Below are 25,813 nucleotides of genomic sequence, written 5' to 3' on the forward strand. Positions count from 1 at the left end.
CTACAGGTCATCCTCGTCGAACTGGGGCGCGAGGTCGCGCGCGTACTTGATGTCATCGTTGCTGGTGCCGGCGGCGACCATCGGCCACACCATCGCGTCGCGGTGCACCCGGAAGTCGACGACGACCGGCACGTCGTTGATCTCCATCGCCTTCTGGATCGTGGCGTCCACGTCCTCCGGGGACTCGCACGCCAGGCCCACGCAACCGTAGGCGTCGGCGAGCTTCACGAAGTCCGGGATCCGCTTGGAGTGCAGGTCGGTGTTGGAATAGCGGCTGTTGTAGAACAGGGTCTGCCACTGCCGCACCATGCCGAGCGACTCGTTGTTGATGATCGCCACCTTGATCGGGATGTTGTTGATCGCGCAGGTGGCCAGCTCCTGGTTGGTCATCTGGAAGCAGCCGTCGCCGTCCACCGCCCACACCGTCTGGTCCGGCATCGCGACCTTGGCGCCCATCGCTCCCGGAACCGCGAAGCCCATCGTCCCCAGGCCGCCGGAGTTGATCCAGGTGTTGGGGCGCTCGTAGTTGACGAACTGCGCCGCCCACATCTGGTGCTGGCCCACACCCGCGGTGTAGATCGTGTTGTCACCGGAGATCACGCCGAGGCGCTCGATGACGTACTGCGGGGCCAGACCGCCGTCGGTGGGCTTGTCGTAGCCGAGGGCGTACTTCTGCTTGACGCCGGCGCAGAACTGGACCCAGCCCTCGTAGTCGCCGGTGTTGCCGGCGTCGGCCTCGGTGCGCAGGGTGGTGATCAGGTCGACCAGGACCTCGCGCACGTCGCCCACGATCGGGACGTCGGCGTGCCGGTTCTTGCCGATCTCCGCAGGGTCGATGTCGGCGTGGATGATCTTCGCGCCGGGCGCGAACGAGTCGAGGTTGCCGGTGACCCGGTCGTCGAAGCGGGCGCCGAGGCTGATGATCAGGTCGCTCTTCTGCAGCGCGGCGACCGCGGCGACCGTGCCGTGCATGCCCGGCATGCCGAGGTGCTGCGGGTGGCTGTCGGGGAACGCGCCGCGCGCCATCAGCGTCGTGACCACCGGGATGCCGGTGAGCTCGGCCAGGGTCGCGAGCTCCTTCGACGCACCCGAGCGGATGGTGCCGCCGCCGACGTAGAGGACCGGCTTGCGGGCGTCGAGGATCAGACGGGCCGCCTCGCGGATCTGCTTGGCGTGCGGTCGGGTCACCGGTCGGTAGCCCGGCAGGTTGATCTCGGTGGGCCAGTCGAAGCCGGTCGTCGACTGCAGCGCCGACTTCGTGACGTCGACCAGGACCGGGCCGGGTCGACCGGTCGAGGCGATGTGGAACGCCTCCGCGATCTTCGTCGGGATCTCGGCGGGGTCGGTGACCAGGAAGTTGTGCTTGGTGATCGGCATCGTGATGCCGCGGATGTCGGCCTCCTGGAAGGCGTCCGTCCCGATCAGCGCCGCGCCGACCTGGCCCGTGATCGCGACCATCGGGACCGAGTCCATGTGAGCGTCGGCCAGCGGGGTGACCAGGTTGGTCGCGCCCGGGCCGGAGGTCGCCATGCACACGCCGACCCGGCCCGACGCCGAGGCGTAGCCCTGCGCGGCATGGCCGGCGCCCTGCTCGTGCCGGACGAGGATGTGACGGATGCTGCTGTCCATCAGGGGGTCGTAGGCCGGGAGGATCGCGCCGCCCGGGATCCCGAAGATGTCGGTCACCCCGGCTGCCTCCAGCGAGCGGACGAGACTCTGCGCCCCGGTGATCGACTCGCCCGAGCCCTGCTGCTCAGTCATCCGGCTGTTCCTTCTCTCCTGGGTGCTGCGTGGCGCTGCTGGTCACGACTATCAGATCTTGCTCAACAAAAAACCCCTCGGTTGCGAGGCAACGAGGGGTGGACGCGCAGGCCGATCGGGTCAGCGGGCGCGTCCGGTGCGTACGAGGAGCTGGTCATGCATGCAAGCCAGCGTACGCCGTTGCACGTCGTGCCGTCGAATAAGTGTCCCACCTGGTCCCAGATGGCAAGACGGCGGTCTCAGATCCTGTCCCGGCGATCACGACCCCGACGAACGCCGGCGCGGGCCGGTGTGACCGCGCCCACACCTGCTCGTTGGTCGGGCATGCCCCTGCGGACCCCCTCCACCCTGTTGACCCTCGCCGGCCTGCTGGCCGCGCCGCTGATCGCCGCCGCCGTGCCCGGCTCGCCCACGGCTGCCGCGGCGCAGGCAGCCCCGGTGGCGGCGAAGGCAGCGCCGCCCCGCTATCAGGAGTACGTCGCGCTCGGGGACTCGTGGTCCGCGGACGTGGTCCTCCTCGACGCGAACGGCCTCCCGGACACCACCCACGTGCCGATCGACTGCGTGCAGTCGCACACCAACTACCCCAAGCTGGTGGCACGCCGGCTCGGCGTGAAGACCTTCCGCGACGCGACCTGCGGCTCGGCGACGACGGACCACTTCACGAAGCCGCAGAGCCTGCCGCTGGGCGGGAAGAACCCGCCTCAGTTCGACCGGCTGACGCGGCGCACGGACCTCGTCACGATGGGCATCGGGGGCAACGACGCCGGCATCGCCAGCGGTGCCCTGTCCTGCATCTCCCTGCTCCCGATCGGGATCCCCACGCCGACGCTGCCGCTCCCGGACATCGTCCCGCTGATCGGCAACTCCACGCTCCCGCTCGGGGCCTGCAAGGAGCGCTTCACCGCCGGCGGGGTCGACCGCCTGGCCGCCAACATCGCGCGCTCGGAGAACAAGGTCGTCCGCGCGCTGCGCGAGGTCCACCGTCGCTCACCGAAGGCGCGGATCCTGCTCGTCAACTACCTGGACGCCATCCCCGCCCAGGGCTGTTGGCCGATCGTCCCGATCACCAACTCCGACATGGCCTACCTGCACGGCGTCTTCGCCAAGCTCAACCGCATGCTCGCCCGGGCCGCGCGGCGGGGCGGCGCCGAGCTCGTCGACACCCACCCGCTCAGCCGCGGCCACGACGTCTGCGCGCCGGCGACGGAGCGCTACGTCGAGGGCCTCGGCGTCCTGTCGCTCAACGACCTCGCGATCGCGGTGCCGGCCCACCCCAACTCCGCGGGGGCCCGGTCCCAGGCCGCGTCGGTGCTGCGGCAGCTGCGCCGCTGACGACCAGCGGTCAGGGCAGCACCGACTGCCCGATCTCGCCCGGGTTCCACGCGATCTCCCACCGGAACCCGTCGGGATCGGCGAAGTAGCCGGTGTAGCCACCCCACTCGCGTTCGGTCCCCGAGGACACCTCGGCGGCTCCCGCCGCTCGGGCCTCGTCCAGGACGGCGTCGACCCCTGCGGGCGTCGCGACGTTGTGGGCCAGTGTGATCGGCGGGATGCCGCCCGTGGCCACGGCGCCGCCCACCTCGGCGACGAACTGGTCGCGGTCCCACAGCGACAGCACGAGCCGCTCCCCCGCGCGGATCATCAGCACCTCGCCCGGGACGTCGAGCTCCGGTCGCCAGCCGAGTCCCTCGACGTAGAAGCGACGGCTCGCGTCGAGGTCGGCGACGGCGAGGGTGACGAAGCTGATCCGCGGGTCCATGGGACCGAGTCAAGCACCGACCGCGGACAGCGCGGTCCGCTGCACCCCGTCGTCGTCGAAGTTCGACGGCGCCAGCCACGCCTCGTGGGCCGACCGCACGGCCGGCCACTCGTCGTCGGTGACCGAGAACCAGTCGGTGTCACGGCTGCGGCCCTGGGTGACCATGTGGTGGCGGAAGCGACCCTCGGCCACGAACCCGAGCCGTGCCGCCGCGCGCCGGGAGGGCTCGTTGAGGCTGTCGCACTTCCACTCGAACCGCCGGTAGCCGAGGTCGTCGAAGGCATGGCGCATCAGCAGGTGGATCGCCTCGGTCGCCGCCCGGGTGCGCTGCAGGGTCCTGCCGAGGAGGACCCCCGCCACCTCGACCTGGCCGTGCGCCTCCTCGATCCGGGCGTACGACGCCACCCCGGTCGCCCGACCGGACCGCTCCCCCTCCAGCGGCACGAGCGCGAAGGTCACCAGGTCCGGCGACTCGAGCAGCCCGGCGAGGTGCATCCACAGTGTCGGCAGCGTGGTGGGGCGCGGGACGGGGCGGTAGGTCCACAGGTCGCCGTCGTCCTCGCCGCAGGTGGCGGCGAAGAGGTCGGCGTAGTGCGCCGAGGTGAGGGGCCGTACCTCGACGTACCGTCCCGCGAGCACGGCCGGCTCGGGTCGCGGCCGGGGCTCCCACCCCGGCACCGGGGCGCCGACGGGCTGGACCTGGTCGCCGGTCGTCATCAGGACGACTCGACGGCCGGCTCGACGGGCGGCTCCACGGGCGGGTCGAAGTCGTAGGCCGGGAGGCCGTCGATGCTGGTCCGGTTCTTGCGGCGCCGGTAGTCGGCCGAGCCCTCGACGCCCTGGCGCCCGAAGTAGGACTGCAGCAGCTCCCGCTCCCCGACGTAGTCCATCAGCGGCACGCCGTAGCCGCAGGAGTCGGAGACGCGCTCGATGTCGACCACGACGACGGCGCGGGCGCCCGGCAGGTCGACGAAGAGCGGCTCGAGCAGGACGTACTCGTCGTCATAGCGGGTCACGATGCGGCCCTGGCCGTGGAAGCGGACGATGTTGGGCGCGCCCTCGAAGGCGCAGAACATCACCGTGACGCGACCGTTCTCCCGCAGGTGGGCGATGGTCTCGCTGCCACTGCCCGAGGTCTCGAGCCAGGCGAAGGTGTGCTCGTCGAGCACCCGGAAGGTGCCGGGGATGCCCCGGGGCGAGACGTTGACGCGGCCGTCCCGGGCGAGCGGGGCGGTCGCGACGAAGAACATCTTCTGGCTGTCGACGAACTCGCGCAGGCGGCCGGAGACGCTGGGGTGGACCTTCACCAGGATGTCACCGCGCCGACGGCGGCGGACTGGACGGTGCGGGCGTACTTGCCGAGCACCCCGCGGGTGTACTTCGGGGGAAGCGGCTCCCAACCGACCCGGCGCGCCGCGAGCTCGGACTCGTCGACGGCGAGCTCCAACGTGCGGTTGGCGACGTCGAGGGTGATCCTGTCGCCGTCCCGCACGAAGGCGATCGGACCGCCGTCGACGGCCTCGGGGGCGATGTGGCCCACGCAGAGGCCGGTCGTGCCGCCGGAGAAGCGACCGTCGGTGACCAGCACGACGTCCTTGCCGAGTCCGGCTCCCTTGATCGCGCCGGTGATGGCGAGCATCTCCCGCATGCCGGGGCCGCCCTTGGGGCCCTCGTAGCGGATCACGACGACGTCGCCGGACACGATGAGGCCCTGCTCCAGAGCGTCCATCGCCGCGCGCTCGCCGTCGAAGACCCGCGCGGTGCCGGCATAGACCGAGTCGTCGAAGCCGGCGCTCTTGACGACCGCGCCCTCCGGAGCGAGCGAGCCCTTGAGGATGGTCAACCCACCGCTCTGGTGGATCGGGGCGTCGAGCGGCCGGATGACCGTGCCGTCGACAGCCGGCGGCGCGAGCGCCTCGAGGTTCTCGGCCATCGTCCTGCCGGTGACGGTCAGGCAGTCGCCGTGCATCAGGCCGGCGTCCAACAGGGTCCGCATGACCATCGGGATGCCGCCGATCTTGTCGACGTCGTTCATCACGTACTTGCCGAACGGCTTCATGTCGGCCAGGTGCGGCACCTTGTCGCCGATCCGGTTGAAGTCGTCGAGGCTCAGCTCGACCTCGGCCTCGTTGGCGATGGCGAGCAGGTGGAGGACGGCGTTGGTGGAGCCGCCGAGGGCCATCACGACGGCGATGGCGTTCTCGAACGCCTCGCGCGTCATGATCTGGCGGGCGGTGATGCCCTGGCGCAGCAGGTTGACCACAGCCTCCCCCGACCGGTGCGCGAAGCCATCACGGCGACGGTCCACTGCCGGCGGAGCGGCGCTGCCCGGCAGCGACATGCCCAGCGCCTCGCCGACCGACGCCATCGTGTTGGCGGTGTACATGCCGCCGCAGGCCCCCTCGCCCGGACAGATCGCCCGCTCGATGCGGTCGACCTCCTCACGCGTGATCTTGCCCGCCAGACACGCGCCGACCGCCTCGAAGGCGTCGATGATCGTCACGTCCCGGCCGTCGACCTGACCGGGCATGATCGAGCCGGCGTAGAGGAACACGCTGGCGAGGTCGAGCCGCGCCGCCGCCATCAGCATGCCGGGCAGCGACTTGTCGCAGCCCGCGAGCAGGACCGAGCCGTCGAGCCGCTCGGCGTTCATGACGACCTCGACGGAGTCGGCGATGACCTCACGAGAGACGAGCGAGAAGTGCATCCCCTCGTGGCCCATCGAGATGCCGTCGGAGACCGAGATGGTCCCGAACTCCAGCGGGTAGCCGCCGGCCGCGTGCACGCCGTTCTTCACGGCCTTGGCGAGCCGGTCCAGCGACAGGTTGCAGGGGGTGATCTCGTTCCAGCTGGACGCGACGCCGATCTGCGACTTGGCGAAGTCCGCGTCACCCATCCCGACCGCGCGGAGCATGCCACGGGCGGCCGCCTTCTCGAGGCCGTCGGTGACGTCGCGCGAACGGGGCTTGATGTCGGGGGCGTCGCTCATGCCCCAAGGCTAGAGGAGTGTCTGGACGTCGTACGGCGCCGGATCAGTCCGGGACGCGCCGGTAGGCACCGTCGGACGCGGCCGTGGCCATGGAGGCGTAGGCGCGCAGGGCTGCGGACACCGGCCGCTGCCGGTCGAGCGGGGTGTAGGGCCGCTCGCGCTTCTCCTGCAGCACCCGGCGCTCGGACAGCGTGTGGTCGTCGATGTCGAGGTGGATCGAGCGGTTCGGGATGTCGATCGAGATCGGGTCGCCGTCCTCGATGAGGGCGATCAGGCCCCCGCCGGCCGCCTCGGGTGAGATGTGGCCGATCGAGAGCCCGCTGGTGCCGCCGGAGAAGCGTCCGTCGGTGATGAGCGCGCACTTCGCACCCAGACCGCGTCCCTTGAGGAAGGCCGTCGGATAGAGCATCTCCTGCATGCCGGGGCCGCCCTTCGGGCCCTCGTAGCGGATGACGACCACGTGGCCGGCGTCGACCTTCTTGGCCAGGATGCCCTCGACCGCGTCGTCCTGGGACTCGAAGACGATCGCGGTGCCGTGGAAGGTCAACGCCTCCTCGGCCACCCCGGCGGTCTTGACGACACAGCCGTCGACGGCGACGTTGCCGGTGAGGATCGCGAGACCACCGTCGGCGGAGTAGGCGTGCTCGACGTCGCGGATGCAGCCCTCGGCCGCATCGGTGTCGAGGGTGCCCCAGCGGTTCTCGGTCGAGAACGGCTCGGTCGTCCGGACACCGCCGGGCGCGGCCTGGAACAGCTCGAGCGCCTCGGCCGACGGGGACTCCGCACGGATGTCCCACCGGCCGAGCCAGCTGTCGAGGTCGGGCGAGTGGACGGAGTGGACGCCCTCCTTGAGCGCGCCGCCGCGGCGCAGCTCTCCGAGCAGGGCAGGGATGCCGCCGGCCCGGTGGACGTCCTCCATGTGGAACTTCGGCGAGTTGGGCGCGACCTTGCTCAGGCAGGGCACACGCCGCGAGATCGCGTCGATGTCGTGGACGTCGAAGTCGAGCTCGGCCTCGCGGGCGGCGGCGAGCAGGTGCAGCACGGTGTTGGTCGAGCCGCCCATCGCGACGTCGAGCGCGACGGCGTTCTCGAAGGCGTCGCGGTTGGCGATGTTGCGTGGCAGGACCGACTCGTCGTCCTCGTCGTAGTAGCGGCGACACAGGTCCATCACGACCCGGCCGGCCTCCTCGAAGAGGGCGCGACGCTTGGCGTGCGTGGCCAGGGTCGAGCCGTTGCCCGGCAAGGAGAGGCCGATCGCCTCGGTCAGGCAGTTCATCGAGTTGGCCGTGAACATGCCCGAGCAGGAGCCGCAGGTCGGGCAGGCCGACCGTTCGATGGTGTCGAGGAGCTCGTCGCTGACGGCGTCGTTGGCCGACGCGGCCATCGCGTCGACCAGGTCGAGCTTGGAGTGGACGATCCCCTCGATCGCCGTGGTCTTGCCGGCCTCCATCGGGCCGCCGGAGACGAAGACGACCGGGATGTTGAGCCGCAACGCGGCGAGCAGCATGCCGGGCGTGATCTTGTCGCAGTTGGAGATGCACACGATCGCGTCCGCGCAGTGCGCCTGGACCATGTATTCGACCGCGTCGGCGATCAGCTCGCGGCTGGGCAGCGAGTAGAGCATCCCGCCGTGACCCATCGCGATGCCGTCGTCGACGGCGATGGTGTTGAACTCCTTCGCCACGCCTCCGGACGCGACCACGGACTCCGCGACGATCTTGCCCAGGTCACGCAGGTGGACGTGACCGGGGACGAACTCGGTGAAGGAGTTCGCGATGGCGACGATCGGCTTGCCGAAGTCCGAGTCGGTCATCCCGGTCGCGCGCCAGAGGGCACGCGCACCGGCCATGTTGCGGCCCGAGGTGGACGTCGCTGAGCGCAGGGTGGGCATGCTTCAAGGCTACGCGGGCCTGCCCCGGTGATCTCCCTCAGGCCTCGGCGGCGGCCTTGAGCGACGCCAGCCCCTTCTGGAAGTCCTTCGCGATGGCCTTGTCGAAGAACAGCTTGCCGAGGACTGCGAACACCACGCTGCGCTCGCCGCTCATCGTCCAGGCGACTCGCGTGCGGTCACCGACCTCGGTGAGGTCGAAGGTCACCACGTTGCGTGCCTTGAACGGCTTGAGGAACTCGAGGTCGACCACCACCTGCTCGGGAGCGATCGAGGTGTAGCTCATCCGGCCCTCGCCGGCCTTCTTGTTGCCCGACCAGGCGTACGTCGCGCCGACGCCCTGGCCGTCGTAGGTGCGCTTCAGGTCGGGGTCGAGGCCCTCCCAGGGGGACCACTTCGTCCACTCCGGGAACTCGGCGACCAGCGCGTGGACGGTGGCGACCGGCGCCGCGATGGTCGTCTCATGGGTCTGGGAGAAGGCGGGCATGGCGCGACCCTACTCAGCCCCGGATCGGAACGATCCGACCTTCACCGACATGACGTCGGGGAGATCGGCCGCGATCTGCCGCCAGCTCTCGCCGTCGTCCGCAGACGCCCAGACCGAGCCGTTGCGGGCGCCGAAGTAGAGGCCGGCCGGGTCGCCGGAGTCGACGCACATCGCGTCGCGCATGACGCCGACGTAGAACGCGTCCGGCAGCCCCTCGCCGTACGACGCCCACGACTCCCCCGCGTCGTCGGAGCGCCACACCCGGGCCCGGGCCTCGGGCGGGTAGCGACGCTCGCCACCGCCGAGCGGGAACACCCAGATGGTGTCCGGCCGGTGGGGGTGGACGACGATCGGGAACCCGAAGTCGCTGGGCAGCTCGTCGCCGATCGAGGTCCACGACCCGCCCTCGTCGTCGGAACGGTAGACGCCGCCGTGGTTCTGCGCATAGAGGCGCTCGGGCCGCGCGGGATGGCGGGTGACCTTGTGGACGCACTGCCCGAACTCCGGGTAGCGCTGCTCCTCGGGCAGGAAGTCGGCGCGGATGCCCTGGTTGCGCGGCGCCCAGGAGCCACCGCCGTCGCGGGTCTGGTAGACGCCGCCCGTGGAGATGGCGACGGTGAGCGAGTCGGCGTCGGTGGGGTGCGGCAGGACGGTGTGGAACGCCTGGCCGCCGAAACCCTCGCCCCACTCAGCACGGTGCGGGTGGTTCCACAGGCCCTCCTCGAGCGCGAAGCTGGCGCCGCCGTCGCGGGAGGTGAAGACCGCGCCCGGCTCGGTGCCGGCGTGCAGGACGCCGGGGTCGGTGCCGGGGACGATCTGCCAGATCCGCTCGAGGGTGGCGCCGGCGCCCTCGGGGAACCGGACGGCACCGTTGGGTGTCTCCTGCCAGGTCTCGCCCAGGTCCTCGGACCAGCGCAGCTGGGGGCCGAGCCAGCTCGACGACGCTCCGGAGAAGAGCCGTGGCGTCGCGCCGCGGGTGTCGACCAGGCAGGAGTAGACCTCCTCCATGTCGTGGTGGGGCCCGGTGAAGCTCCAGTCGGCGCGGTCCTCGGACCGTCCGACCCACAGTCCCTTGCGGGTCCCGATCATCAGGATCGTCGTCATCGCAGTCTCCTCGCCGTCGCTCGCTCGTAGGCCTCGACCAGACTGACCGACGACGGCGGTCGATGTCATCGGTCGAGCGCGAATTGCGCTCGACTTGTTGTCTACGTGGTCTCCACGGATGTACGACGCCCGCGCGGCCGGGAGCCTTGATGCATGACCACGCTGGTGCTGACCCTCGGCCTCGACCCGGACCGCAGTCCGGCGACCCTCGAGCGCCTCCGGGCCGAGGTGGCGCCGTGGCTGCGCCGCCTCCCGGGGTTCGTGACCAGCCGCTGGCTGCTGGGCACCGAGCGCGATCACTGCACCGTCGTGATCGACATCGCGGAGGCGACAGACCCGGCCGAACCGGCTGACGAGGACCGGCCGACCTCCGTCGAGGTGATCCGCAAGGCGCTCGAGGCCCGCACCGCCGACCCGGCGCGATCGTGGTGGTGCGAACGGGTCGAGGTCGCCGACGACCTGCACCTCGCCGAGCGCCCCACCGTCGCCATGTAGCCACCGCATCGGGTGGGCCGCGGCCATGTGGGGACCGCGGCCCAGCCGATGCCGGCCGATGCCGGCTGATGCCGGCTGAGTCAGGACACCAGGCGCGCCAGGCCCGCGCGATCGGCGCAGCCCGTCCGGTGCAGCAGTCGCGTCACGTGCGTCTCGACGGTGCGGACCGAGAGATGGAGCCGGGCCGCGACGTCCTTGTTGGACAGACCGGTCACGACGAGCTCCAGTACGTCGTACTCCCGGGCCGTGACCCCCAGTCGCTGCAGCTCGACCGGCACCCGGCCACTGCCGACGGCCTTGCGGGGGACGGCGAAGCCCGCGTCGCGCATGGCCACCCGGCACACCGAGGCTGCCCCGGCGAGGCCGTAGTCAACGAAGCCGTCGAGGACGTGGCGGAACCAGCGCTCGGGATCGCCCCAGCCGTCGCGGGCAGCCGCGCCGGCGACGAGGAAACGGGCATTGAGCTCGAGCCACGGCTCCCGGCCCGGCATCGCCCACTCCGCGTCGGCGAAGGCCTGCTCGGCCTCGACGGCGCGCCCCTCGCGCCCCAGGGCGATGGCATCGGCATAGCGCAGTGCGAAGTGGTTGTGGGGGCTGTTGGACTGCGGCCCGGACCGGATCTCCTCGCGGGCATCGGCACCGTCGCCGGTCAACGCGGTCTCCAGCAGCGCCCACAGCCCGCGCAGGGAGAACGGGGTCGACGGCACCTCGCGGTGATAGGTCATCGCCTCACCCAGCTGGGCGAGAGCGTCCGCGTGGCGGCCGTGCGCGAGCGCCACCAGCCCCCGGACGTGCCCCGGGACCCCGACGCGACGGATCCCCTCGTCCATCGGGTGGGAGCGGGCGCGCTCGATCTCCGCCTCCATCTGGTCGGCCTCGCCCGCGAGGCCGTGGGTGGCGGCGCGCAGCAGGTGCGCGGTGGCGAGATCGGGCAACCGGAGGCGCGCCATCATCTCGATCGCGTTGTCGATCGCCGTCTGGGCAGCGGCGAGGTCCAGGTAGCGCAGGCGGACGAGGTTGAGCTCGAGCTCGATGCGCGCAGCGGTGGCGATCGCCCCGAGCTCCAGGGCCGCCGCCCGGGCGGCCACCAGACGCTCCTCGGTCGGACGGCGACCAGCGAGCTCGAGCGCTCCCAGGGCGGCCAGGAGCCGACAGCGCCACAGCGGCAGCCCGTGCTCGTCAGCGAGCCGGAACCCGGACTCGAAGGCCTCCTCCGCGCCCACGTAGTCACGCGCCCGCAGCGCGCGGCCCAGCACCTCCCACGCCTCGCACGACACCTCGACACGGGCGCCGTCGGCGACCTCGAGCGCCAGGCGGGCCTGCTCGACCGCACGTCGGTCGTCCTGTCGGCCCAGCGCCAGCCGTGCGGCCAGGACGGCCTCCTCGACCGGATCGTGCCCCGTCACGGCACCCAGCGCTGCCGCCGCCTCGTCCCACCGGCCACCGGCGAGCAGCGCCCGCGTCAGCCGTAGTCGCGCGGCGGCCAGCCGTGGCGGGTCGTCCACCAGGTCCGCGACCAGCTCCTCGCCCGCAGCCACCGCTCGCGGCACGTCACCGGCCTGCGCGTGCACGCCCATCTCGATCTCGCGGGCCGCGATGTCGAGTACGCCGCCGGCAGGCAGCAGCCGACGGGCGCGGCCCACTGCGTCGAGCGCCGTCGTGAGGGCACCGCGGGCGGCCGCCTGACGAGCCGCCTCCAGCCAGTGACCGGCCGCGCGCTCGTCCTCTCCGGCCGTCTCGGCGAGCTCGGCGAGCAGCCGCGGCTCCGGGGCGCCGTCACCCGCGACGGCCAGCGCGTCGGCCAGGCTCGCCGCCAACCGGGACCGATCGGGCGCGAGCAGCCCGTCGAGAACGGCCTCGCGGGTCAACGCGTGGCGGAACGCGAAGCCGTCCGGCACGACGATGTCGACCAGTCGTTGGGCCCGCAGCTCACGGAAGGCGTCCGCGACCGCGGCCTCGCCGAGTCCGGTGGCGTGGGCGACGACCCTCCAGTCGAACTCCGTGCCGAGCATGGCGGAGGCGGCCGCGACCTCGCGGGCATCCCCACCTGCGCGGGAGAGCCGGTCCTCGACCGAGCGGACGAACGGACGAGGCACCACCAGGTCGAGCTGCTGGGCCAAGTGCCAGGCGCCGTCCTCCTGCACCAGCACGCGGCGGTCGATCAGGTCGGCCAGGATCTCCTCGGCGAAGAGCGGATATCCGGCACCGAACCGGCCGACCCAGGCGAGCAGCTCCTCCGGAGCGTCGGCGGCCAGACAGGCGCGAGCCAGTTCCGCGCCCTCGCCCGGTGTCAGGGGCCCCAGGGTGAGCGTCTCGGCGGCGCCGCGCGCCGTGAGCGCGCCCATCAGCGCCGTCACCGCAGGTGTGTCGTGCTGCCGGGCGGTCGCCACGACCATGAGCGGCAGGTCGACGGCGTTGTCGGCGACGTACTCGAGCACCTCGAGCGTCTCCGGGTCCGACCAGTGCAGGTCCTCGAGCACCAGCAGCATGCCCGGACCCGGCAGCGCCCGGGCCAGTCGCAGCAGGCCCTCGGCGATGAGCATCACGGGCGCGGAGCCGTCGTCGGTGCCCTGTCCGAGCTGGGGCACCAGCCTCCCCAGCGCCGGGAGGTACGGCGCCAGGTGGGCGTCGTCCGGGACCTCGGCCGTGCGCGACCACCGCAGCAGCGCCTCACCGAGCGGACGCAACGCGGCGGGGGTGTCGGCGAGGACGGCCCGTCCGGTGAGGACGGTGACGCCGGCCGACGCGGCATCGGCCGCGACGGTGGCGACGAGCCGGGACTTCCCGATCCCGGGGTCGCCCAGGACGCACCACACCGATCCGCGACTCCCGGAGAGCGCGGCGAGGCCGGTCCCGAGTCGCGCGAGCTCGGCGGTGCGGGACACGAGCACCGGACTGCGCACGGATCGCATCGTAGGGCGCCGCGGCCGTTCGCGGGTGCTGCCGGTGACGTTGGCTGCGTGGTCACCGGCGTTGGTTGCGTGGTCCACGCGGATGTGGACCGCGGTCCCGGACGACGAGTCTGGGGTCATCTCCACCGACAGGCCACGGATGTCCCGTGAGAAAAGTGCAAGGTCCGTCGGTCAGGACGCTCCCACCAGCAGGTCGGACACCAACCCGGGCCGCCCGACCCGGCCCTCCCAGCGAAAGGCACCCCCCATGCGCACCAAGGTCCTCGGAATCGCCGCGGCCGCTGTCGCCGCCAGCTCACTCACGCTCGGCCTCCACGCAGCCCCCGCCGGCGCCGCCGCCGGGATCGACGGCGGCAACATCAGCCTGGTCGGCGCCCTGCCCACGGAGGTGGACGTGACGGCGACCGCGCCCGGCAACGCGGTCGCGGTGTGGGTCAAGCCGGTCGTCGGCGGCGAGCGGATCTATGCCTCCCACGCCGTCCGCGGCTCGTGGGGCCTGCCGATCAACGTCATCCACAGCGTGGCGACGGCGGTCGAGAACCTGCACGTCGTGGGCAACGAGAAGGGCGACGTCGCGGCCGTGTGGACCCAGACCATCAACGGCGAGGAGCGGGTGCGCTCCGCGCGCTACGTCGGCGGCGGCCAGTGGGACGGCCCCGCGACGCTCAGCGCGTCCGACACCACCGGCATCAACGACACTGCGGCGGCCATGGACGCCTCCGGGCGCGTCCACGTCGTCATCGAGGCGGAGGTGGACTCCGCCGACCCGGTCCGCTCCGCGCTGTGGGCCAAGGAGGCCGCCCCGGTGCTCGGCGAGGTGAGCGGGCGCGGGACCGACCCGTCGCTCGACGTGGCACCTGACGGGACGGCGCTGGTCGGCTTCCACGACTCCAACTTCGGCTCACCGGAGGTCGAGGTCTCCCGCCGCACGCCGGGCACCGACTGGACCGACCCCGACCCGGTCCTGTGGCCGGACGACGCGCGCGCTCCGCAGGTCGGCATCGCCGACAACGGCACCGGCACCATCGTCTTCCGCGGCACGGAGGGCGGCATCGACCGTGTCGTGTCGGCCAAGGTCACCGCGGCGGGCCTGGCGGGCGGCCCAGACATCGTCTCCGCCCCCGGCATCGACACCTCCCGTCCTTCGCTCGACGTGACGGCCGCCGGAACGGCGATCGCGAGCTGGTCGCAGTTCGACGGCTCGAACTACTCGGTCCTCGCCGCGACCCGGCCGGCGACCAGCGACTTCGGCAACCCGGTCGTCTACGAGGCCGACGCGGGGACGTCACCGTTCACGATCCCCTTCACCTCCGACGGGAGCCGGCGGGTCGTCGTCCACGACGGCAGCAACCAGCTGACCTTCCGCTACCGCACCAGCGCCATCCAGCCCCTGACCACCTACGCCGGCGGCATCTCCGAGGGTGAGATCGCAGCGGACGCCGACGGTCAGGGCAACGTGGTGGCGGTCAGCATCGTCGACAACGGCGGCGCGTCCTACGTCCAGGCGGACTACCTCGACGTCTCCGGACCGGTCTCGGCCCCCTCCACCGCGATCAAGGCACAGACGCTCAGCACCAGCTTCCCGGTCGGCTGGACCGCCACCGACGCTCTCTCCCAGGTCGAGTCGACCGACGTCATCGTGAGCACCTCGGCGTGGAACCAGGCGGGCTTCACCGACCCGGCGGTGGTCGGCAACAACCTGGCCAACGGACCGTTCGACTTCACCGGAGCGCTGGGGCGCACCTACTGCTTCGAGACGCAGTCGATCGACAGTGCCGACAACCTCGGCTCCCGCTCGGCGCAGCGCTGCACCACCGTCCCGCTGGACGACAAGCAGCTCGCCGGCTCCGGCTGGACCCGCGCGGCCAAGGCCGGCCACTTCCAGGGCACCCTGGCCAGCACCACCACCAAGGGACGCCAGCTCGTCCGCTCCGGGGTGAAGGCCCGCCGTCTCGCGCTGGTCGCGACCACCGTCGCCAACGGCGGCACCGTCCAGGTGCTCTGGAACAACAAGGTCATCAAGACCATCAGCCTCAAGGGCAAGACCACCAAGAAGAAGCTCATCCCGATCGCGACCTTCCAGGGCGTCCGCTCCGGCACCGTCAAGATCCGGGTCACCAGCCCGACCGGCCGCCCAGTGCACATCGACGGGCTCGTGGTCGCCAAGTAGTCCATCCGCTCCCACGACCCGAGTGGCCGGCTCCCCCGCGGGGCCGGCCACTGCGGTGTCTCCGGGGCGTCTACGGTGGGAGCCGTGTCCGAGCGTCCCCCACCCGGCCCGTCGTGGCCGGTGGCCGTGGGCCTCGTCCTGATCGGGATCCTGTCGGTCCAGTTCGGCGCCGGATTCGCCAAGCGGCTCTTCGCCGACCTCGAGCCCGACGGCGTGGTCTGGCTGCGCCTGGTGACCAGCGCCGCCGTCCTGCTGCTGTGGGCCCGTCCGCGGCTGCGCGGCCGGTCACGCACGGCGTGGCTGGTGGCCGCCCGCTACGGCGCCTGCCTCGGCATCATGAACTGGGCCATCTATCAGTCCTTCTCCCGCATCCCGATCGGCGTCGCGGTCACGATCGAGTTCATCGGCCCGCTCATCCTGGCCGCGGTCGGCTTCCGCCGACCCCGGGACCTGGCGTGGGTGGGCCTGGCCGCCGTCGGCGTGCTGCTGCTCGGCTTCGAGCGCGGCCACCTCGACCCCGTCGGCGTCGCCTATGCGCTCCTGGCCGGCGCCGCCTGGGCGGGCTACATCCTCTCCAGCGCGGCCACCGGCCGCGAATGGCCCGGGATCGACGGCCTCGCCGTCGCGAGCGTCGTGGCCGTGGTGCTGATCTCGCCGCTCCTCCTCGGCGTCGATGCCGGTGGGCTCACCGACGGCCGGGTGCTGCTCTTCGGCGCCGCGGTCGGCCTGTTGAGCTCGGTGGTGCCCTACACCGCGGAGCTGTCGGCGCTGCGCACGCTGCCGGCCGCGACGTTCGGCGTCCTGATGAGCCTCGAGCCGGCCGCCGCGGCGCTGGCCGGTGCGCTGGTGGTGTCGGAGGAGCTCGCCGCCGTCCAGTGGGGGGCGATCGTGTGCGTCGTCGTCGCCAGCATCGGAGCGACCCGGGCCACCAGCCGCCCGTTGGTCGGCGCCTGACGTCGGAGGGGTCCGACTTCGGGCAGAATCGCCCGCATGGCGACCTCTGCTCCCCGCCCCGAGGAACGCGTGCGACCGACGTCGCTCGAGTTCCGCGACATCCTGTCCGACGACGGCACCCACGTCCGGGCGTGGACCAACGACCCCGACGGCGTGATCGACGGCCCCACCGTCGTGCTCTGCAACGGTCTCGGCACCAACGCCCTGCTCTGGCCGTGGCTGCTCGACCCGGCGTGCGGGATCCGGGTCGTGTCGTGGAACCACCGCGGCGTCGGCGGATCGGAGCGGCCACGCGACCGCCGCCACCTCGAGATCGAGCACTTCGTCCAGGACGGCCTGTCGGTCATGGATCACTTCGGCATCGACAACGCCGTCCTGATGGGCTGGTCGATGGGTGTCAACACCGCCTTCGAGATGACCTACCGCCACCCCGAGCGGGTCCGCGGCATCTTCGCCATGGCCGGCGTGCCCGGCGACACCTTCTCGACGATGCTGGGGCCCTTCCACCTGCCGCGGCCGGTCGCGCGTCTGGTGACCGTCAACGCCTGCCGTTTCGCCAAGTACACCGGCTGGATCGCCAGCCCCCTGGTCCGCCGGATCCCGGTCGGCCCCGGACTCATCAACGCGATCGGTCGCACGGGCTTCATGTTCCCGATGCCGGATCCCGAGGCCACGGCGATCGGCGTGCAGGAGTTCCTGACGACGCCGGTCGAGTGGTACGCGCGGCTCGCCCTCGGCACGTCGCGGCACCCGCGGGTGCGGCTGAGCCAGATCCACGTGCCGACGCTGTTCGTCGCGGCGACGTACGACCTGCTGGCGGGGGCACGCGACATGGCGAGCGCCTCGGCGCGTCTCGCCGAGCGCGGCGAGGAGACCGAGTACGTCGAGCTGCGCGGCTCGCACTTCATCCAGCTGGAGCAGCCCGAGCGGGTGCACGAGCTGCTGCTCGACTTCGTGCGGCGCGTCGGATGAGGCGCCCGCACCGCACCCCGGCATCGGCGACCGCACTCGCCTGCCTCGCGCTGGCGCTCGGCGCCTGCGGCCAGGGCGGCAACGAGGTCGATGTCGACGTGCAGGGCACCGCGACCGCGGCGCCGACCGGCACCGTGCAGAACGGCGAGCTCACCTTCGCCGTCGACGGCGTTCCCGACGTCGTCGCCACCATCGCCACCGGCCTGACCACGCCCTGGGGCGTGGCCTTCCTGCCCGACGGTCGGGCGGTCGTCACGGAGCGCGACACCGGCCGGGTGCTGGTCGTGACCGCGCCCGCCGTCGACGGCGAGCCCACCGAGGAGCCGGGCGAGGTCGTCGAGATCGGCACGATCGCCGAGACGCAGGCCCGCTCCGAGGGCGGCCTGCTGGGCGTGGCCGTCTCCCCGACGTTCTCCTCCGACGGCCTGCTCTTCTTCTACGTCTCGACCGCCGACGACAACCGGATCGTCCGGGCCACCTTCGACGGCGAGTCGCTCGGCGCCACCGAGCCCATCGTGACCGGAATCCCCGTCGCCGAGCGCCACAACGGCGGCGCCCTGACGTTCGGGCCGGACGGCTTCCTCTACGCCTCGACCGGCGATGCGGAGGACGGCGCCCGGGCGCAGGCGCGGAAGTCGCTCGGCGGCAAGATCCTGCGGATGACCGCCGACGGCGAGCCGGCACCGGACAACCCGTTCAAGACGTTGGTGTGGTCGATGGGCCACCGCAACGTCGAGGGCCTGACCTTCGACATGGACAGCCAGCTGTGGGCCTCGGAGTTCGGCGACCAGACCGCCGACGAGCTCAACCGCATCCTTCCCGGCGCCAACTACGGCTGGCCGCAGGTCGAGGGCGACCGCGGGCCGGCGAAGTTCACCCGGCCCTCGCTGACGTGGAGCGCCGAGGAGGCCTCGCCCGCGGGCGTCACCTATGCCGGCGGCTACCTCTGGATGGCGGCGCTCCGAGGCGAGCGGCTGTGGCGGATCAAGGTCGCCTCCGGGCAGGTCAGCGACCCGGCGGCGTACTTCGCCCCGGCGGCGGAGGACGAGCAGACCTTCGGCCGCCTCCGCACCGTCGTGCGGGACCCCAGCGGACGGCTCTGGCTCACCACCAGCAACACCGACGGCCGGGGCGAGCCCGGCGAGGGTGACGACCGGATCCTGCTGGTCGAGCCCTGACGGGCTGCTACCGCCGCACGATCCGGGCCCGGCGAGCGGCCCGGCGCAGGGTGGTGAGCACGGCCGGGCCGAGCAGGATCAGGGCCAGCGCCGTGGTCAGGGCGCGGCCGGTGTCCCAGCCGGCGGTCGACGTCAGCAGGGTGTAGAGACCGAAGCGGTGGAGGTTCTCCCCCACCGACGCGTCGGGGGCATAGGAAAGTGACGTCGAGTCCTGGCCGGGGACGTCGAGGCCGACGATGAACGGCCAGCCCTGCAGGTTCATCAGCAGGCCGTAGGCATAGGCCGCGAGCACGCCGTAGACCACGAGCAGCGCGATCTCCCGACGGCCGCGGGGACCGCGCGGCAACAGCCCCGCACCCATGCCGACCCAGCCGGCGCACAGCATCTGGAACGGCAGCCACGGCCCCACCCCGGCGGTGAGCAACGCGGAGGCGAACATCGACAGGCAGCCGAGCACGAAGCCGAAGCCCGGCCCGAAGACCCGCCCACCGAGGATCAGCAGGAAGAACACCAGCTCCAGCCCGGCCGTGCCGGCGCTCAGCAGCCGGAGCACCGCGTTGACGGCGGTGAGGACGCCGAGGATCGCGAGGACCCGTGAGTCGATCCCGCCCTCGCTGAGCTCGGCCATCACGACCGCGAGGACCAGCGGCAGCAGCGCGAGGAAGAGGAAGGGCGGATCGACGCGGTTGGCGTCGGGGTCGACCTCGAGGAAGAGCGGCCAGGCGAGCATCATCGCGCCCATCACCGATGTCAGCGCGAGGACGGCCCCCGACCGCAACCCGAGCGGTACGGCGGCGCGGGCGTCGCTCACGCGCTGCGGCTGAGGCCGCGGCTCGGTCATGGCAGTGCCTCGCGGACCTGGTCCACCGTCAGCCAGCCCTCGCCGAGGACCTTGGTGACCTGCGGCGCGAAGGCCGGTGACTCCCCGACGGCCCGGGCCACCGGAGCGTGGGACACGATCTCGCCCTCGGCGAGGACCGCGAGGTCGTCCGCGGCGCGCGCGACGAACTCGACGTCGTGGGTCGCGACGAGGACCGCACGCTCGGCCCCGGGCTCGGCCGCGAGGTCGCGCAGCACCTCGGCCAGCGCCGCCTTGGCCGGGTAGTCGAGGCCGCGGGTCGGCTCGTCCAGCAACAGCACCTGCGGGCTCGCGGCCAGCACGATCGCGACGGCCAGGGCGAGTCGCTGGCCCTCCGACAGGTCCCTCGGATGCTGGTCGGGGTCGATGCCGGGGGCGAGCCGGTCGAGCAGCTCGCGGGTCCGTCCGGGCCGTCCGGCGTCACCGTCGGCCGCCGCGCACTCCTCGGCGACCGTCTCCAGGTAGAGCAGGTCGGCCGGGCTCTGCGGCACGAGGCCCGTCGTGGCGCGGCGCTCCTCGGCGCTGCGTCCGTGCGGGTCGGCACCGGCGACGACGACATCGCCCCGGTCGGGGCGCAGCCGCCCCTGCAGGGTCCACAGCAGCGTGGACTTGCCGGCGCCGTTGCGGCCCATCAGCGCGGTGACCGTGCCGCGCTGGAGCTGGAGGTCGATCTCCCGGAGCACGGGCACGTGGGCGGGCCCGCCGACGAGGCGTCGTACGTCCACGACCGGGGTGGTGTCGACGACCGGCGGTCGCGGCCGCACCGGAGGTTCGCCGAGGTCGGCGAGCAACGGGCGGGCGCGACGCCGGGCGTCACGGACCGTGAGGGGCAACGGCTGCCACCCGGCGGCCCGACCGAGCTCGACGATCGGCGGCGCGATCGGCGCGTCGGCGAGCACCTCGGCCGTCTCACCGACCCGCAGGAGGCCCGGGCGGTCGATGTCACCACCGAGCAGCGCCATCCTGTCGGCGAACGGCACGACCCGCTCGAGCCGGTGCTCGGCCAGGAGCACCGAGACGCCGAGGTCGTGCACCAGCCGGGTCAGCGTGGCCAGGACGTCCTCGGCGGCCGTCGGGTCGAGGGCCGACGTCGGCTCGTCGAGCACGAGGAGCCGGGGATGCATGGTCAGCACCGAGCCGATCGCGACCCGCTGCTGCTGCCCGCCGGACAGCGTGCGCAGGTCACGCTGGCGCAGCTCGGCGATGCCCAGCAGGTCGAGGGTCTCCTCCACCCGGCGACGCATGGTCGCCGGCGCGAGGCCGAGCTGCTCCATGCCGAAGGCGAGCTCCTCCTCGACCGTGTCGGTGACGAACCAGGCCGACGGGTTCTGGCCGACGAAGCCGATCGCGTGCGCACGCTCGCGGGCGGGCAGCTCCAGGATGCTCCCGCCGTCCAGCAGGACGTCGCCGCTCACGGTGCCGCCGCTGAACGCCGGCACCAGGCCGGCCACCGCCCCCAGCAGGGTCGACTTGCCCACGCCGGTCGGGCCGGCCAGCAGGACCAGCTCGCCCTCCTCGACCGTCAGGTCCACGCCGTCGAGGATCCTCGGGCCGTCGTCGTAGGCGAAGGTCAGGTCGCGCAGCTCGATCATCGCGCGGCCACCGCCTCGGCCGGGGCGCGCAGTGCTGCCGTCGCGGTCGGCTGGGTCGACGCGGTGAGCGGTGGCGGGGCCACCCAGACGGGCAGTACGCCGACCAGGATCACCGCGACGGCGCCGAGGCCGATCTCCGGCACCTCCAGGACACCGGGGTGCGCGACGTCGACCTGCCACCGCTGCACGGCCCACAGGCCGGCGCCCGCGACCACCCCGGACAGGGCGACCAGCAGCTCCGGCAACCGCCACCGGTCGGCGCGATAGCGGGTGCGGCCGACGCGCCGGCCCGCGCTCGCCATGCCGACGAGTGCGACAGCGGTGCCGGCCACGACGAGCGGGACCGCCAGCACGCGGGGAGCCGTCGCGTCGAGGACGGCATAGACCCCGACGCACACGCCGGACAGCCCGACGAGCATGAGCGCCCCGGTGGTCCGCCGCTGGGCCGGGGTGCTCTCACCGGTGCGGCCGTAGCCGCGCGCGTCCATCCCGGCCGCCAGGGCCAGTGAGCGGTCGAACGCGTCCTCCAGGATCGGCACCAGCAGTCGTCGTACGCCCCGGATGCGGCGGAAGCGCCCCGCCGCGGCGCCGCGCAGCTCCTGCGCCGCCCGGACCCGGCGGGCGCTGTCGGCGAGCTGCGGCACGACGCTGATCGCGACGGTCATGGCCGTGCCGACCTCATAGAGCGCGGGCGGGAGCGACTTCATCAGGCGCTTGGGGTTCGCGAGCGCGTTGGCGGCGCCGACGGCGATCAGCAGCGCGGCCAGCCGCAGCCCGTCGTACGACGAGGCGAGCAGCTCCTCGCGCGTGAACGGTCCGAGCAGGCTGATGCCCGCCGCGACGTCGGGCAGCGGGATGTCGGGCAGGCGAAGGATCACCTGGCCGGGCACGTCGCCGCCGAGCACGATCCGGAAGAGGATCCGGGTCACGATGACCAGGGCGCCGATCCAGACATAGAGCCGGAAGGAGCGGGCCCATGGCTGGTCGCCGCGACAGCTCAGCACGGTCAGGGTGACGACGGCGAGCAGGATCGCGAGCAGGAACGGGTTGGTGGTGCAGGTCGCGCCGACCGCCAGGCCGATCGCCCACACCCACCACGCCACGGGATGGAGGTCCCGCGGGATCCGTCCCGCCATCGCCAGCTCCCGTCCCGCCGGCTCAGCCCGCGCGGCGCCGGATGATCGGGACGGCGCCGGCCGCTCCGAGCACCAGCACGGCCAGGCCGATCCCGACCCAGGCGGGGAAGCCACCCTCGTCGTCGTCCGGCTCCGCCGCCGGGGCGCCCTCGGGGATCTCGTCGATGCCGGGAAGCTCCGTGGAGGCGGACTCGTCGGCGGCGTCGTCGGTCGCCGTGGGTCGCTCGCTCGCGGAGGCCCTGGCCGACGGGCTGCCGGTCTCACCCGGCTCGCCCGTGGGCGTCGCCGAGCTCGGGTCGGCGGGTGATGCGGACTCACCAGCGGACGGACCGGGGCCCCCGGACCCGTTCGAGCCGCCGCCCTTGCCGCCACCCGTGCCACTGCCGCCGGTACCGCCGCCCGTGCTGGGCGTGGGCTCGGCCTCCGCGACGCGGGCGCTGGGGGTGACCGCAGGGGCTGCCGCGCGGCCGCCGCCCTGGTGCCACGCGAACGCGACGTAGCCGCCCTCCGCGACCCGCTGGCCATCGACACCGCTCTGCGCATAGGACCAGGACTCGGCGGTCCCGTCGGCGGTCCACAGGCTCCAGTAGGCGTTGACGGGGGGAGTGTCCGCGCAGGCCGCGTCCGACGGCTTGCCGCTGACACGGCACACGAAGCTGGGGCTCGACGTGACGCGGGTGAGGCCGAAGTCGGCCCGCTTGAACAACTCGGCGGCCGTGCCGCCGTCCGCCGAGCAACCCTTGGTGACGCCGCCGCCCAGCTCGGCGAAGTCGACGACGACGATGACGCCGTCACGACCCTCGCACGAGCTCGCCGGATCCGCGGCGGCGCTGACCGGGACGACCGTGTGAGCGGCGACCAGGAGGCCGGTCGCGGCGATGAGACGCGCCGCGACCGACCCGAGCCTCCTGGGGATCGTCATCGTCAGACCACTCGGAACGTGACCGCGCCGCGGCGGGTGTTGAACAGCCCTCGGCCGGTCACGGTCTTGGTGCCCTTGGCGCGCCCCACCGCGAACGTCACGCGGAAGGCGCCGTTGGCGTTGGCGACACCGGTCCCGACGACGACCTTGCCGTAGCGGATGGTGGCCTTCTCGCCCGGGACCAGGCCGGTGATGCGCACGGCCTGCTGGCCGCCGGCCGCGACCCGCGACGTGCCGCGCAGGACCGTGAGGACCTTCGGCGCGAGCGCAGTGACGGGCGTGGTCAGGTTGGCGCCGCCGACGGTGCGCAGCGCGGCCTTGTAGTTGCGGGTCGTGGGAGGAACGGCGATGGAGGCCGAGCCGTTGCCGTCGGCATCGCCCACAGCAGCGCCGTTGCCACCGGCGAGCACGACACAGTCACGCTCACCGGGAGCGAGCCCCGCGGCCCGCACGGTGACCGACGTCCCGGCCTTCACCCACCGCGGGGCCTTGATCGTCACGTCCCCGGTCGCTGCGGGCGCGAGCAGGAGCACCGGGAACGCCTGCGCCGTGGCGCTGATCGCGCGAGCGCGGTCGGTCACCCCGGATCCGAGCTCGTCGGTGAGCGCCTGGTCGGAGTAGCTGAGCATGCCCGCCTCGGCGACGGCTGCGCCGTCGCAGGCGAGGCCGGTGAGCTGGTGGCGGCGCACCCAGACCGCGGCGGCCTCGGCGGCGTCAGCAGCCGACTCGGTCGTCCCGGCCTCGCTCAGCGCCCAGCCCGCCAGACCCGTGGAGTTGGTGTTGAAGGGCGTGAAGAAGGTCTCGCCGAACGAACCGTCCGCGGCCTGCTGGCCCTCGAGGTAGGCCACGCCCTCGGCGATCGCCGCTGCGACGTCCTCGTCGTCGTTCTGCGAGACGAGGCCGAGGAGGGCGACCGCCGTCGTGTCGGCGTCGGCGACACAGGCGGGGTTGCCCGGATCGGTGAACGTGTCGAGATAGCCCCATCCGCCGTCTGTGGCGCACTGTCCCGCGAGGAGGAACTCGGTCGCGGCGTTGGTCTCCTCGCTGCCCACGGCATCGAGCGCCAGGACCGCAGCCGACTGGTTGAAGTAGTCGTCCCCACCCCAGTCGTTGTCGAGACCGCCGTCGTCTCCCACCACGGTCTCCAACCGGTCCTGGAGGTCGATCTCACCGCGGGTCAGGGACTCACCGGCCAGCGCGTAGAACGCGGCGGCCTTCGCGACGCGGGCCGACTTCGCCAGATCGCCGGAAGATCCGACGTAGGTCGCCAGGGCACCGTCGACCCCGTCGACGATGCGCGCCAGGACGTCGCCATCGGCGCCACTGCGGGCGAGCCCGACACCGAAGTCGATGGTCGCGGTGACATTGGACGCCTCGGTGCCGAAGACGTCGTCCTCGGTCAGCTGCGCCTCGAGCCAGTCGACGGCGGCGACGGTCGGGGCGTTGAGGACGAGCGCGTGCGCGCTGCCCGTCGGTCCGGCGGCGACCAGGCCGGAGGCGACGACGGCGCCACCGGCGACGACCGCGCCGAGACGGCGCAGGTTGATCGAGGACATGTGGATCCTTCCCGCTGCACTCAGCGGGAGGGACGGCGCCAGCCGATCACCCGCTGCTCTTCCACGACAGCGTTGGTGTCAGGACGTGTCGCAACAGGTGCTCCGGCTCGCCGCCCCCGATGGCGGCCTACGGTTGCGGGTCAGCGCCGGACTCGGACCGGCTTCCCCCACCGCGAACGTGCTTGATGTGTCGGCCGCAGCCTACCTTCTGCGCGCCGCCCCGCCGATTCCGGCGATCGGACGCGAGAAGGTGGCCGGGTCGGACCCGAGCGATCAGCGCAGCTCGTAGACGTTGGAGTACTGCAGGTTGGCCCAGATGTCGGCCTGCGCGGACAGGGTCTCGGTCTGGAACTCGAACGTCGACACGGTGCTGACGTAGTTGTCCTTGAGGATCGCGATGACCGTGGCGGTCAGCGGGAAGGACTGGCCCTGGCTGCTGATCGTGCCGGCCATCGTGACCTTGGCGGTGTCGTCGGCGTCCAGCGCCGCGAACTCCTCCGTGGTGACATCGAGGTCGAAGGTGACGTCATCGACGGTGGACAGGACGCGCGGGCAGGAGCCGAGCTCGTCGACGAAGTCGGCGAACTCGTCCTCCACATCGGTGCTGTAGTAGGAGATGCCGACCTCGATACTGCCCGGCAGCTCGACGTTGCTCTGCTCGTACTCCGTCTTCGCCTCGACCGCGGGGTCGCCGACCTTGTCGTCGAACTCGCCCACGTCCGCCAGGCAGGTCCCGGCGAACGGGTTGTCCTCGTCGTCCTCTTCGTCCGACTCGTTCTCGTCGCCCGTCGCCTGGAAGCCCGCGGGCACCTGGTCGGCGCTCAGCAGGGCGGCCTCGAGGTCCTGCTCCGAGGGACCGTCACCGGATCCGGCGTCGTCCGAGTCGTCGTCGGAGCCACTCTCGGACGCGTCGTCGGAGCCGGTGTCACTCGACTCCTCCGAGCTCGATCCGTTGTCGCTAGAAGCCTTGTCGTCGGAGTCCCCGTCGTCGCCACCGCAGGCAACGAGCGTGAGACCGAGGAGCAGAGCAGCCGAGGCGGAGCCGAGTCCGCGACGCAGTCGAGAAGTCATGGCCG

General features: G+C 72.4%; 21 protein-coding genes and 1 riboswitch. Of the genes, 6 read left to right on the forward strand and 15 right to left on the reverse strand.

Features of this window, described 5'->3' with window-relative positions; genetic code table 11:
• The gene (locus E9934_RS04910) at nucleotides 1–1,761 is read right to left on the reverse strand and encodes an acetolactate synthase large subunit (protein ID WP_136561743.1); all 1,761 of its coding nucleotides are present in this window, start codon (nucleotides 1,759–1,761) and stop codon (nucleotides 1–3) included.
• A gap of 324 nt (nucleotides 1,762–2,085) precedes the next feature.
• Between E9934_RS04910 and E9934_RS04915 the strand changes: the two genes are divergently transcribed.
• Entirely contained in the window at nucleotides 2,086–3,096 is a 1,011-nt protein-coding gene (locus E9934_RS04915; RefSeq protein WP_158294930.1) for an SGNH/GDSL hydrolase family protein, read from the forward strand.
• Between the two features lie 10 nt (nucleotides 3,097–3,106).
• Here the strand turns inward: E9934_RS04915 and E9934_RS04920 are convergent, their stop codons facing one another.
• Genes E9934_RS04920 through E9934_RS04950 form a run of 7 tightly spaced genes read right to left on the reverse strand, consistent with a single transcriptional unit; the run spans nucleotide 3,107 to nucleotide 9,991 of the window.
• On the reverse strand, nucleotides 3,107–3,523 hold the full coding sequence (locus E9934_RS04920; RefSeq protein WP_136561745.1) for a VOC family protein: 417 nt from the start codon (nucleotides 3,521–3,523) through the stop codon (nucleotides 3,107–3,109).
• Nucleotides 3,524–3,532: 9 nt separating this feature from the next.
• Complete coding sequence (locus E9934_RS04925; RefSeq protein ID WP_136561746.1) at nucleotides 3,533–4,240, reverse strand: GNAT family N-acetyltransferase; 708 nt, start codon at nucleotides 4,238–4,240, stop codon at nucleotides 3,533–3,535.
• Nucleotides 4,240–4,830, reverse strand: a complete 591-nt coding sequence (locus tag E9934_RS04930; protein ID WP_238694771.1) for a pyridoxamine 5'-phosphate oxidase family protein — start codon at nucleotides 4,828–4,830, stop codon at nucleotides 4,240–4,242. Before E9934_RS04930 ends, E9934_RS04925 begins: the two co-directional genes overlap by 1 nt.
• A complete protein-coding gene (ilvD, locus tag E9934_RS04935; RefSeq protein ID WP_136561747.1) occupies nucleotides 4,827–6,512 on the reverse strand; it encodes a dihydroxy-acid dehydratase in 1,686 nt (561 codons plus the stop codon). The genes E9934_RS04930 and ilvD (E9934_RS04935) overlap by 4 nt, the downstream gene beginning before the upstream one ends.
• 43 nt (nucleotides 6,513–6,555) lie before the next feature.
• On the reverse strand, nucleotides 6,556–8,403 hold the full coding sequence (gene ilvD / locus E9934_RS04940; protein WP_136561748.1) for a dihydroxy-acid dehydratase: 1,848 nt from the start codon (nucleotides 8,401–8,403) through the stop codon (nucleotides 6,556–6,558).
• A 37-nt stretch (nucleotides 8,404–8,440) separates the two neighbouring features.
• Nucleotides 8,441–8,887: an SRPBCC family protein gene (locus E9934_RS04945; protein WP_136561749.1), complete on the reverse strand. Its 447-nt coding sequence runs from the start codon at nucleotides 8,885–8,887 to the stop codon at nucleotides 8,441–8,443.
• A gap of 9 nt (nucleotides 8,888–8,896) precedes the next feature.
• Nucleotides 8,897–9,991, reverse strand: a complete 1,095-nt coding sequence (locus tag E9934_RS04950; protein WP_136561750.1) for a WD40/YVTN/BNR-like repeat-containing protein — start codon at nucleotides 9,989–9,991, stop codon at nucleotides 8,897–8,899.
• Nucleotides 9,992–10,144: 153 nt separating this feature from the next.
• Between E9934_RS04950 and E9934_RS04955 the strand changes: the two genes are divergently transcribed.
• A complete protein-coding gene (locus E9934_RS04955) occupies nucleotides 10,145–10,486 on the forward strand; it encodes a hypothetical protein (protein WP_136561751.1) in 342 nt (113 codons plus the stop codon).
• 80 nt (nucleotides 10,487–10,566) lie between these two features.
• On the opposite strand, the gene E9934_RS04960 is transcribed toward E9934_RS04955, so the two are convergent.
• A complete protein-coding gene (locus tag E9934_RS04960; protein ID WP_158294931.1) occupies nucleotides 10,567–13,389 on the reverse strand; it encodes an ATP-binding protein in 2,823 nt (940 codons plus the stop codon).
• Nucleotides 13,390–13,645: 256 nt separating this feature from the next.
• Here E9934_RS04960 and E9934_RS04965 point away from each other — a divergent pair, with 256 nt between their 5' ends.
• From E9934_RS04965 to E9934_RS04980, 4 genes are all read left to right on the forward strand, one after another.
• Entirely contained in the window at nucleotides 13,646–15,568 is a 1,923-nt protein-coding gene (locus tag E9934_RS04965; RefSeq protein WP_136561753.1) for a hypothetical protein, read from the forward strand.
• Nucleotides 15,569–15,652: 84 nt separating this feature from the next.
• Nucleotides 15,653–16,522 carry an EamA family transporter gene (locus tag E9934_RS04970; protein ID WP_238694772.1) on the forward strand — a complete coding sequence of 290 codons (870 nt, stop codon included), beginning with the start codon at nucleotides 15,653–15,655 and terminating at the stop codon, nucleotides 16,520–16,522.
• Between the two features lie 36 nt (nucleotides 16,523–16,558).
• On the forward strand, nucleotides 16,559–17,494 hold the full coding sequence (locus E9934_RS04975; RefSeq protein ID WP_136561754.1) for an alpha/beta fold hydrolase: 936 nt from the start codon (nucleotides 16,559–16,561) through the stop codon (nucleotides 17,492–17,494).
• Complete coding sequence (locus E9934_RS04980) at nucleotides 17,491–18,672, forward strand: PQQ-dependent sugar dehydrogenase (protein WP_136561755.1); 1,182 nt, start codon at nucleotides 17,491–17,493, stop codon at nucleotides 18,670–18,672. The genes E9934_RS04975 and E9934_RS04980 overlap by 4 nt, the downstream gene beginning before the upstream one ends.
• A 7-nt stretch (nucleotides 18,673–18,679) precedes the next feature.
• On the opposite strand, the gene E9934_RS04985 is transcribed toward E9934_RS04980, so the two are convergent.
• The 6 genes from E9934_RS04985 to E9934_RS05010 form a co-directional block, all read right to left on the reverse strand.
• A complete protein-coding gene (locus E9934_RS04985; protein WP_136561756.1) occupies nucleotides 18,680–19,513 on the reverse strand; it encodes an ECF transporter S component in 834 nt (277 codons plus the stop codon).
• Entirely contained in the window at nucleotides 19,510–21,123 is a 1,614-nt protein-coding gene (locus E9934_RS04990; RefSeq protein ID WP_136561757.1) for an ABC transporter ATP-binding protein, read from the reverse strand. Before E9934_RS04990 ends, E9934_RS04985 begins: the two co-directional genes overlap by 4 nt.
• Nucleotides 21,120–22,259 carry an energy-coupling factor transporter transmembrane component T gene (locus E9934_RS04995; protein ID WP_136561758.1) on the reverse strand — a complete coding sequence of 380 codons (1,140 nt, stop codon included), beginning with the start codon at nucleotides 22,257–22,259 and terminating at the stop codon, nucleotides 21,120–21,122. The genes E9934_RS04990 and E9934_RS04995 overlap by 4 nt, the downstream gene beginning before the upstream one ends.
• Nucleotides 22,260–22,281: 22 nt before the next feature.
• Nucleotides 22,282–23,181, reverse strand: coding sequence for a hypothetical protein (locus tag E9934_RS05000; RefSeq protein WP_136561759.1), 900 nt, complete (start codon nucleotides 23,179–23,181; stop codon nucleotides 22,282–22,284).
• Nucleotides 23,182–23,183: 2 nt separating this feature from the next.
• Nucleotides 23,184–24,737 carry a hypothetical protein gene (locus tag E9934_RS05005; protein ID WP_136561760.1) on the reverse strand — a complete coding sequence of 518 codons (1,554 nt, stop codon included), beginning with the start codon at nucleotides 24,735–24,737 and terminating at the stop codon, nucleotides 23,184–23,186.
• 75 nt (nucleotides 24,738–24,812) lie between these two features.
• A riboswitch (cobalamin riboswitch) is annotated at nucleotides 24,813–24,927 on the reverse strand.
• Nucleotides 24,928–25,010: 83 nt separating this feature from the next.
• The gene (locus E9934_RS05010; protein ID WP_136561761.1) at nucleotides 25,011–25,808 is read right to left on the reverse strand and encodes a hypothetical protein; all 798 of its coding nucleotides are present in this window, start codon (nucleotides 25,806–25,808) and stop codon (nucleotides 25,011–25,013) included.
• Between the last annotated feature and the right edge of the window lie 5 nt (nucleotides 25,809–25,813).

The sequence above is a fragment of the Nocardioides caeni genome (assembly GCF_004912195.1).
GTDB lineage: Bacteria > Actinomycetota > Actinomycetes > Propionibacteriales > Nocardioidaceae > Nocardioides > Nocardioides caeni.

Excerpts from the sequence above, each read along its gene's own strand:
- E9934_RS04910 (WP_136561743.1), bottom strand. The coding sequence starts at position 1,761 with ATGACTGAGCAGCAGGGCTCGGGCGAGTCGATCACCGGGGCGCAGAGT.
- E9934_RS04915 (WP_158294930.1), top strand. The coding sequence starts at position 2,086 with ATGCCCCTGCGGACCCCCTCCACCCTGTTGACCCTCGCCGGCCTGCTG.
- E9934_RS04920 (WP_136561745.1), bottom strand. The coding sequence starts at position 3,523 with ATGGACCCGCGGATCAGCTTCGTCACCCTCGCCGTCGCCGACCTCGAC.
- E9934_RS04925 (WP_136561746.1), bottom strand. The coding sequence starts at position 4,240 with ATGACGACCGGCGACCAGGTCCAGCCCGTCGGCGCCCCGGTGCCGGGG.
- ilvD (WP_136561747.1), bottom strand. The coding sequence starts at position 6,512 with ATGAGCGACGCCCCCGACATCAAGCCCCGTTCGCGCGACGTCACCGAC.
- ilvD (WP_136561748.1), bottom strand. The coding sequence starts at position 8,403 with ATGCCCACCCTGCGCTCAGCGACGTCCACCTCGGGCCGCAACATGGCC.
- E9934_RS04945 (WP_136561749.1), bottom strand. The coding sequence starts at position 8,887 with ATGCCCGCCTTCTCCCAGACCCATGAGACGACCATCGCGGCGCCGGTC.
- E9934_RS04950 (WP_136561750.1), bottom strand. The coding sequence starts at position 9,991 with ATGACGACGATCCTGATGATCGGGACCCGCAAGGGACTGTGGGTCGGA.
- E9934_RS04955 (WP_136561751.1), top strand. The coding sequence starts at position 10,145 with ATGACCACGCTGGTGCTGACCCTCGGCCTCGACCCGGACCGCAGTCCG.
- E9934_RS04965 (WP_136561753.1), top strand. The coding sequence starts at position 13,646 with ATGCGCACCAAGGTCCTCGGAATCGCCGCGGCCGCTGTCGCCGCCAGC.
- E9934_RS04975 (WP_136561754.1), top strand. The coding sequence starts at position 16,559 with ATGGCGACCTCTGCTCCCCGCCCCGAGGAACGCGTGCGACCGACGTCG.
- E9934_RS04980 (WP_136561755.1), top strand. The coding sequence starts at position 17,491 with ATGAGGCGCCCGCACCGCACCCCGGCATCGGCGACCGCACTCGCCTGC.
- E9934_RS04985 (WP_136561756.1), bottom strand. The coding sequence starts at position 19,513 with ATGACCGAGCCGCGGCCTCAGCCGCAGCGCGTGAGCGACGCCCGCGCC.
- E9934_RS04990 (WP_136561757.1), bottom strand. The coding sequence starts at position 21,123 with ATGATCGAGCTGCGCGACCTGACCTTCGCCTACGACGACGGCCCGAGG.
- E9934_RS04995 (WP_136561758.1), bottom strand. The coding sequence starts at position 22,259 with ATGGCGGGACGGATCCCGCGGGACCTCCATCCCGTGGCGTGGTGGGTG.
- E9934_RS05000 (WP_136561759.1), bottom strand. The coding sequence starts at position 23,181 with ATGACGATCCCCAGGAGGCTCGGGTCGGTCGCGGCGCGTCTCATCGCC.
- E9934_RS05005 (WP_136561760.1), bottom strand. The coding sequence starts at position 24,737 with ATGTCCTCGATCAACCTGCGCCGTCTCGGCGCGGTCGTCGCCGGTGGC.
- E9934_RS05010 (WP_136561761.1), bottom strand. The coding sequence starts at position 25,808 with ATGACTTCTCGACTGCGTCGCGGACTCGGCTCCGCCTCGGCTGCTCTG.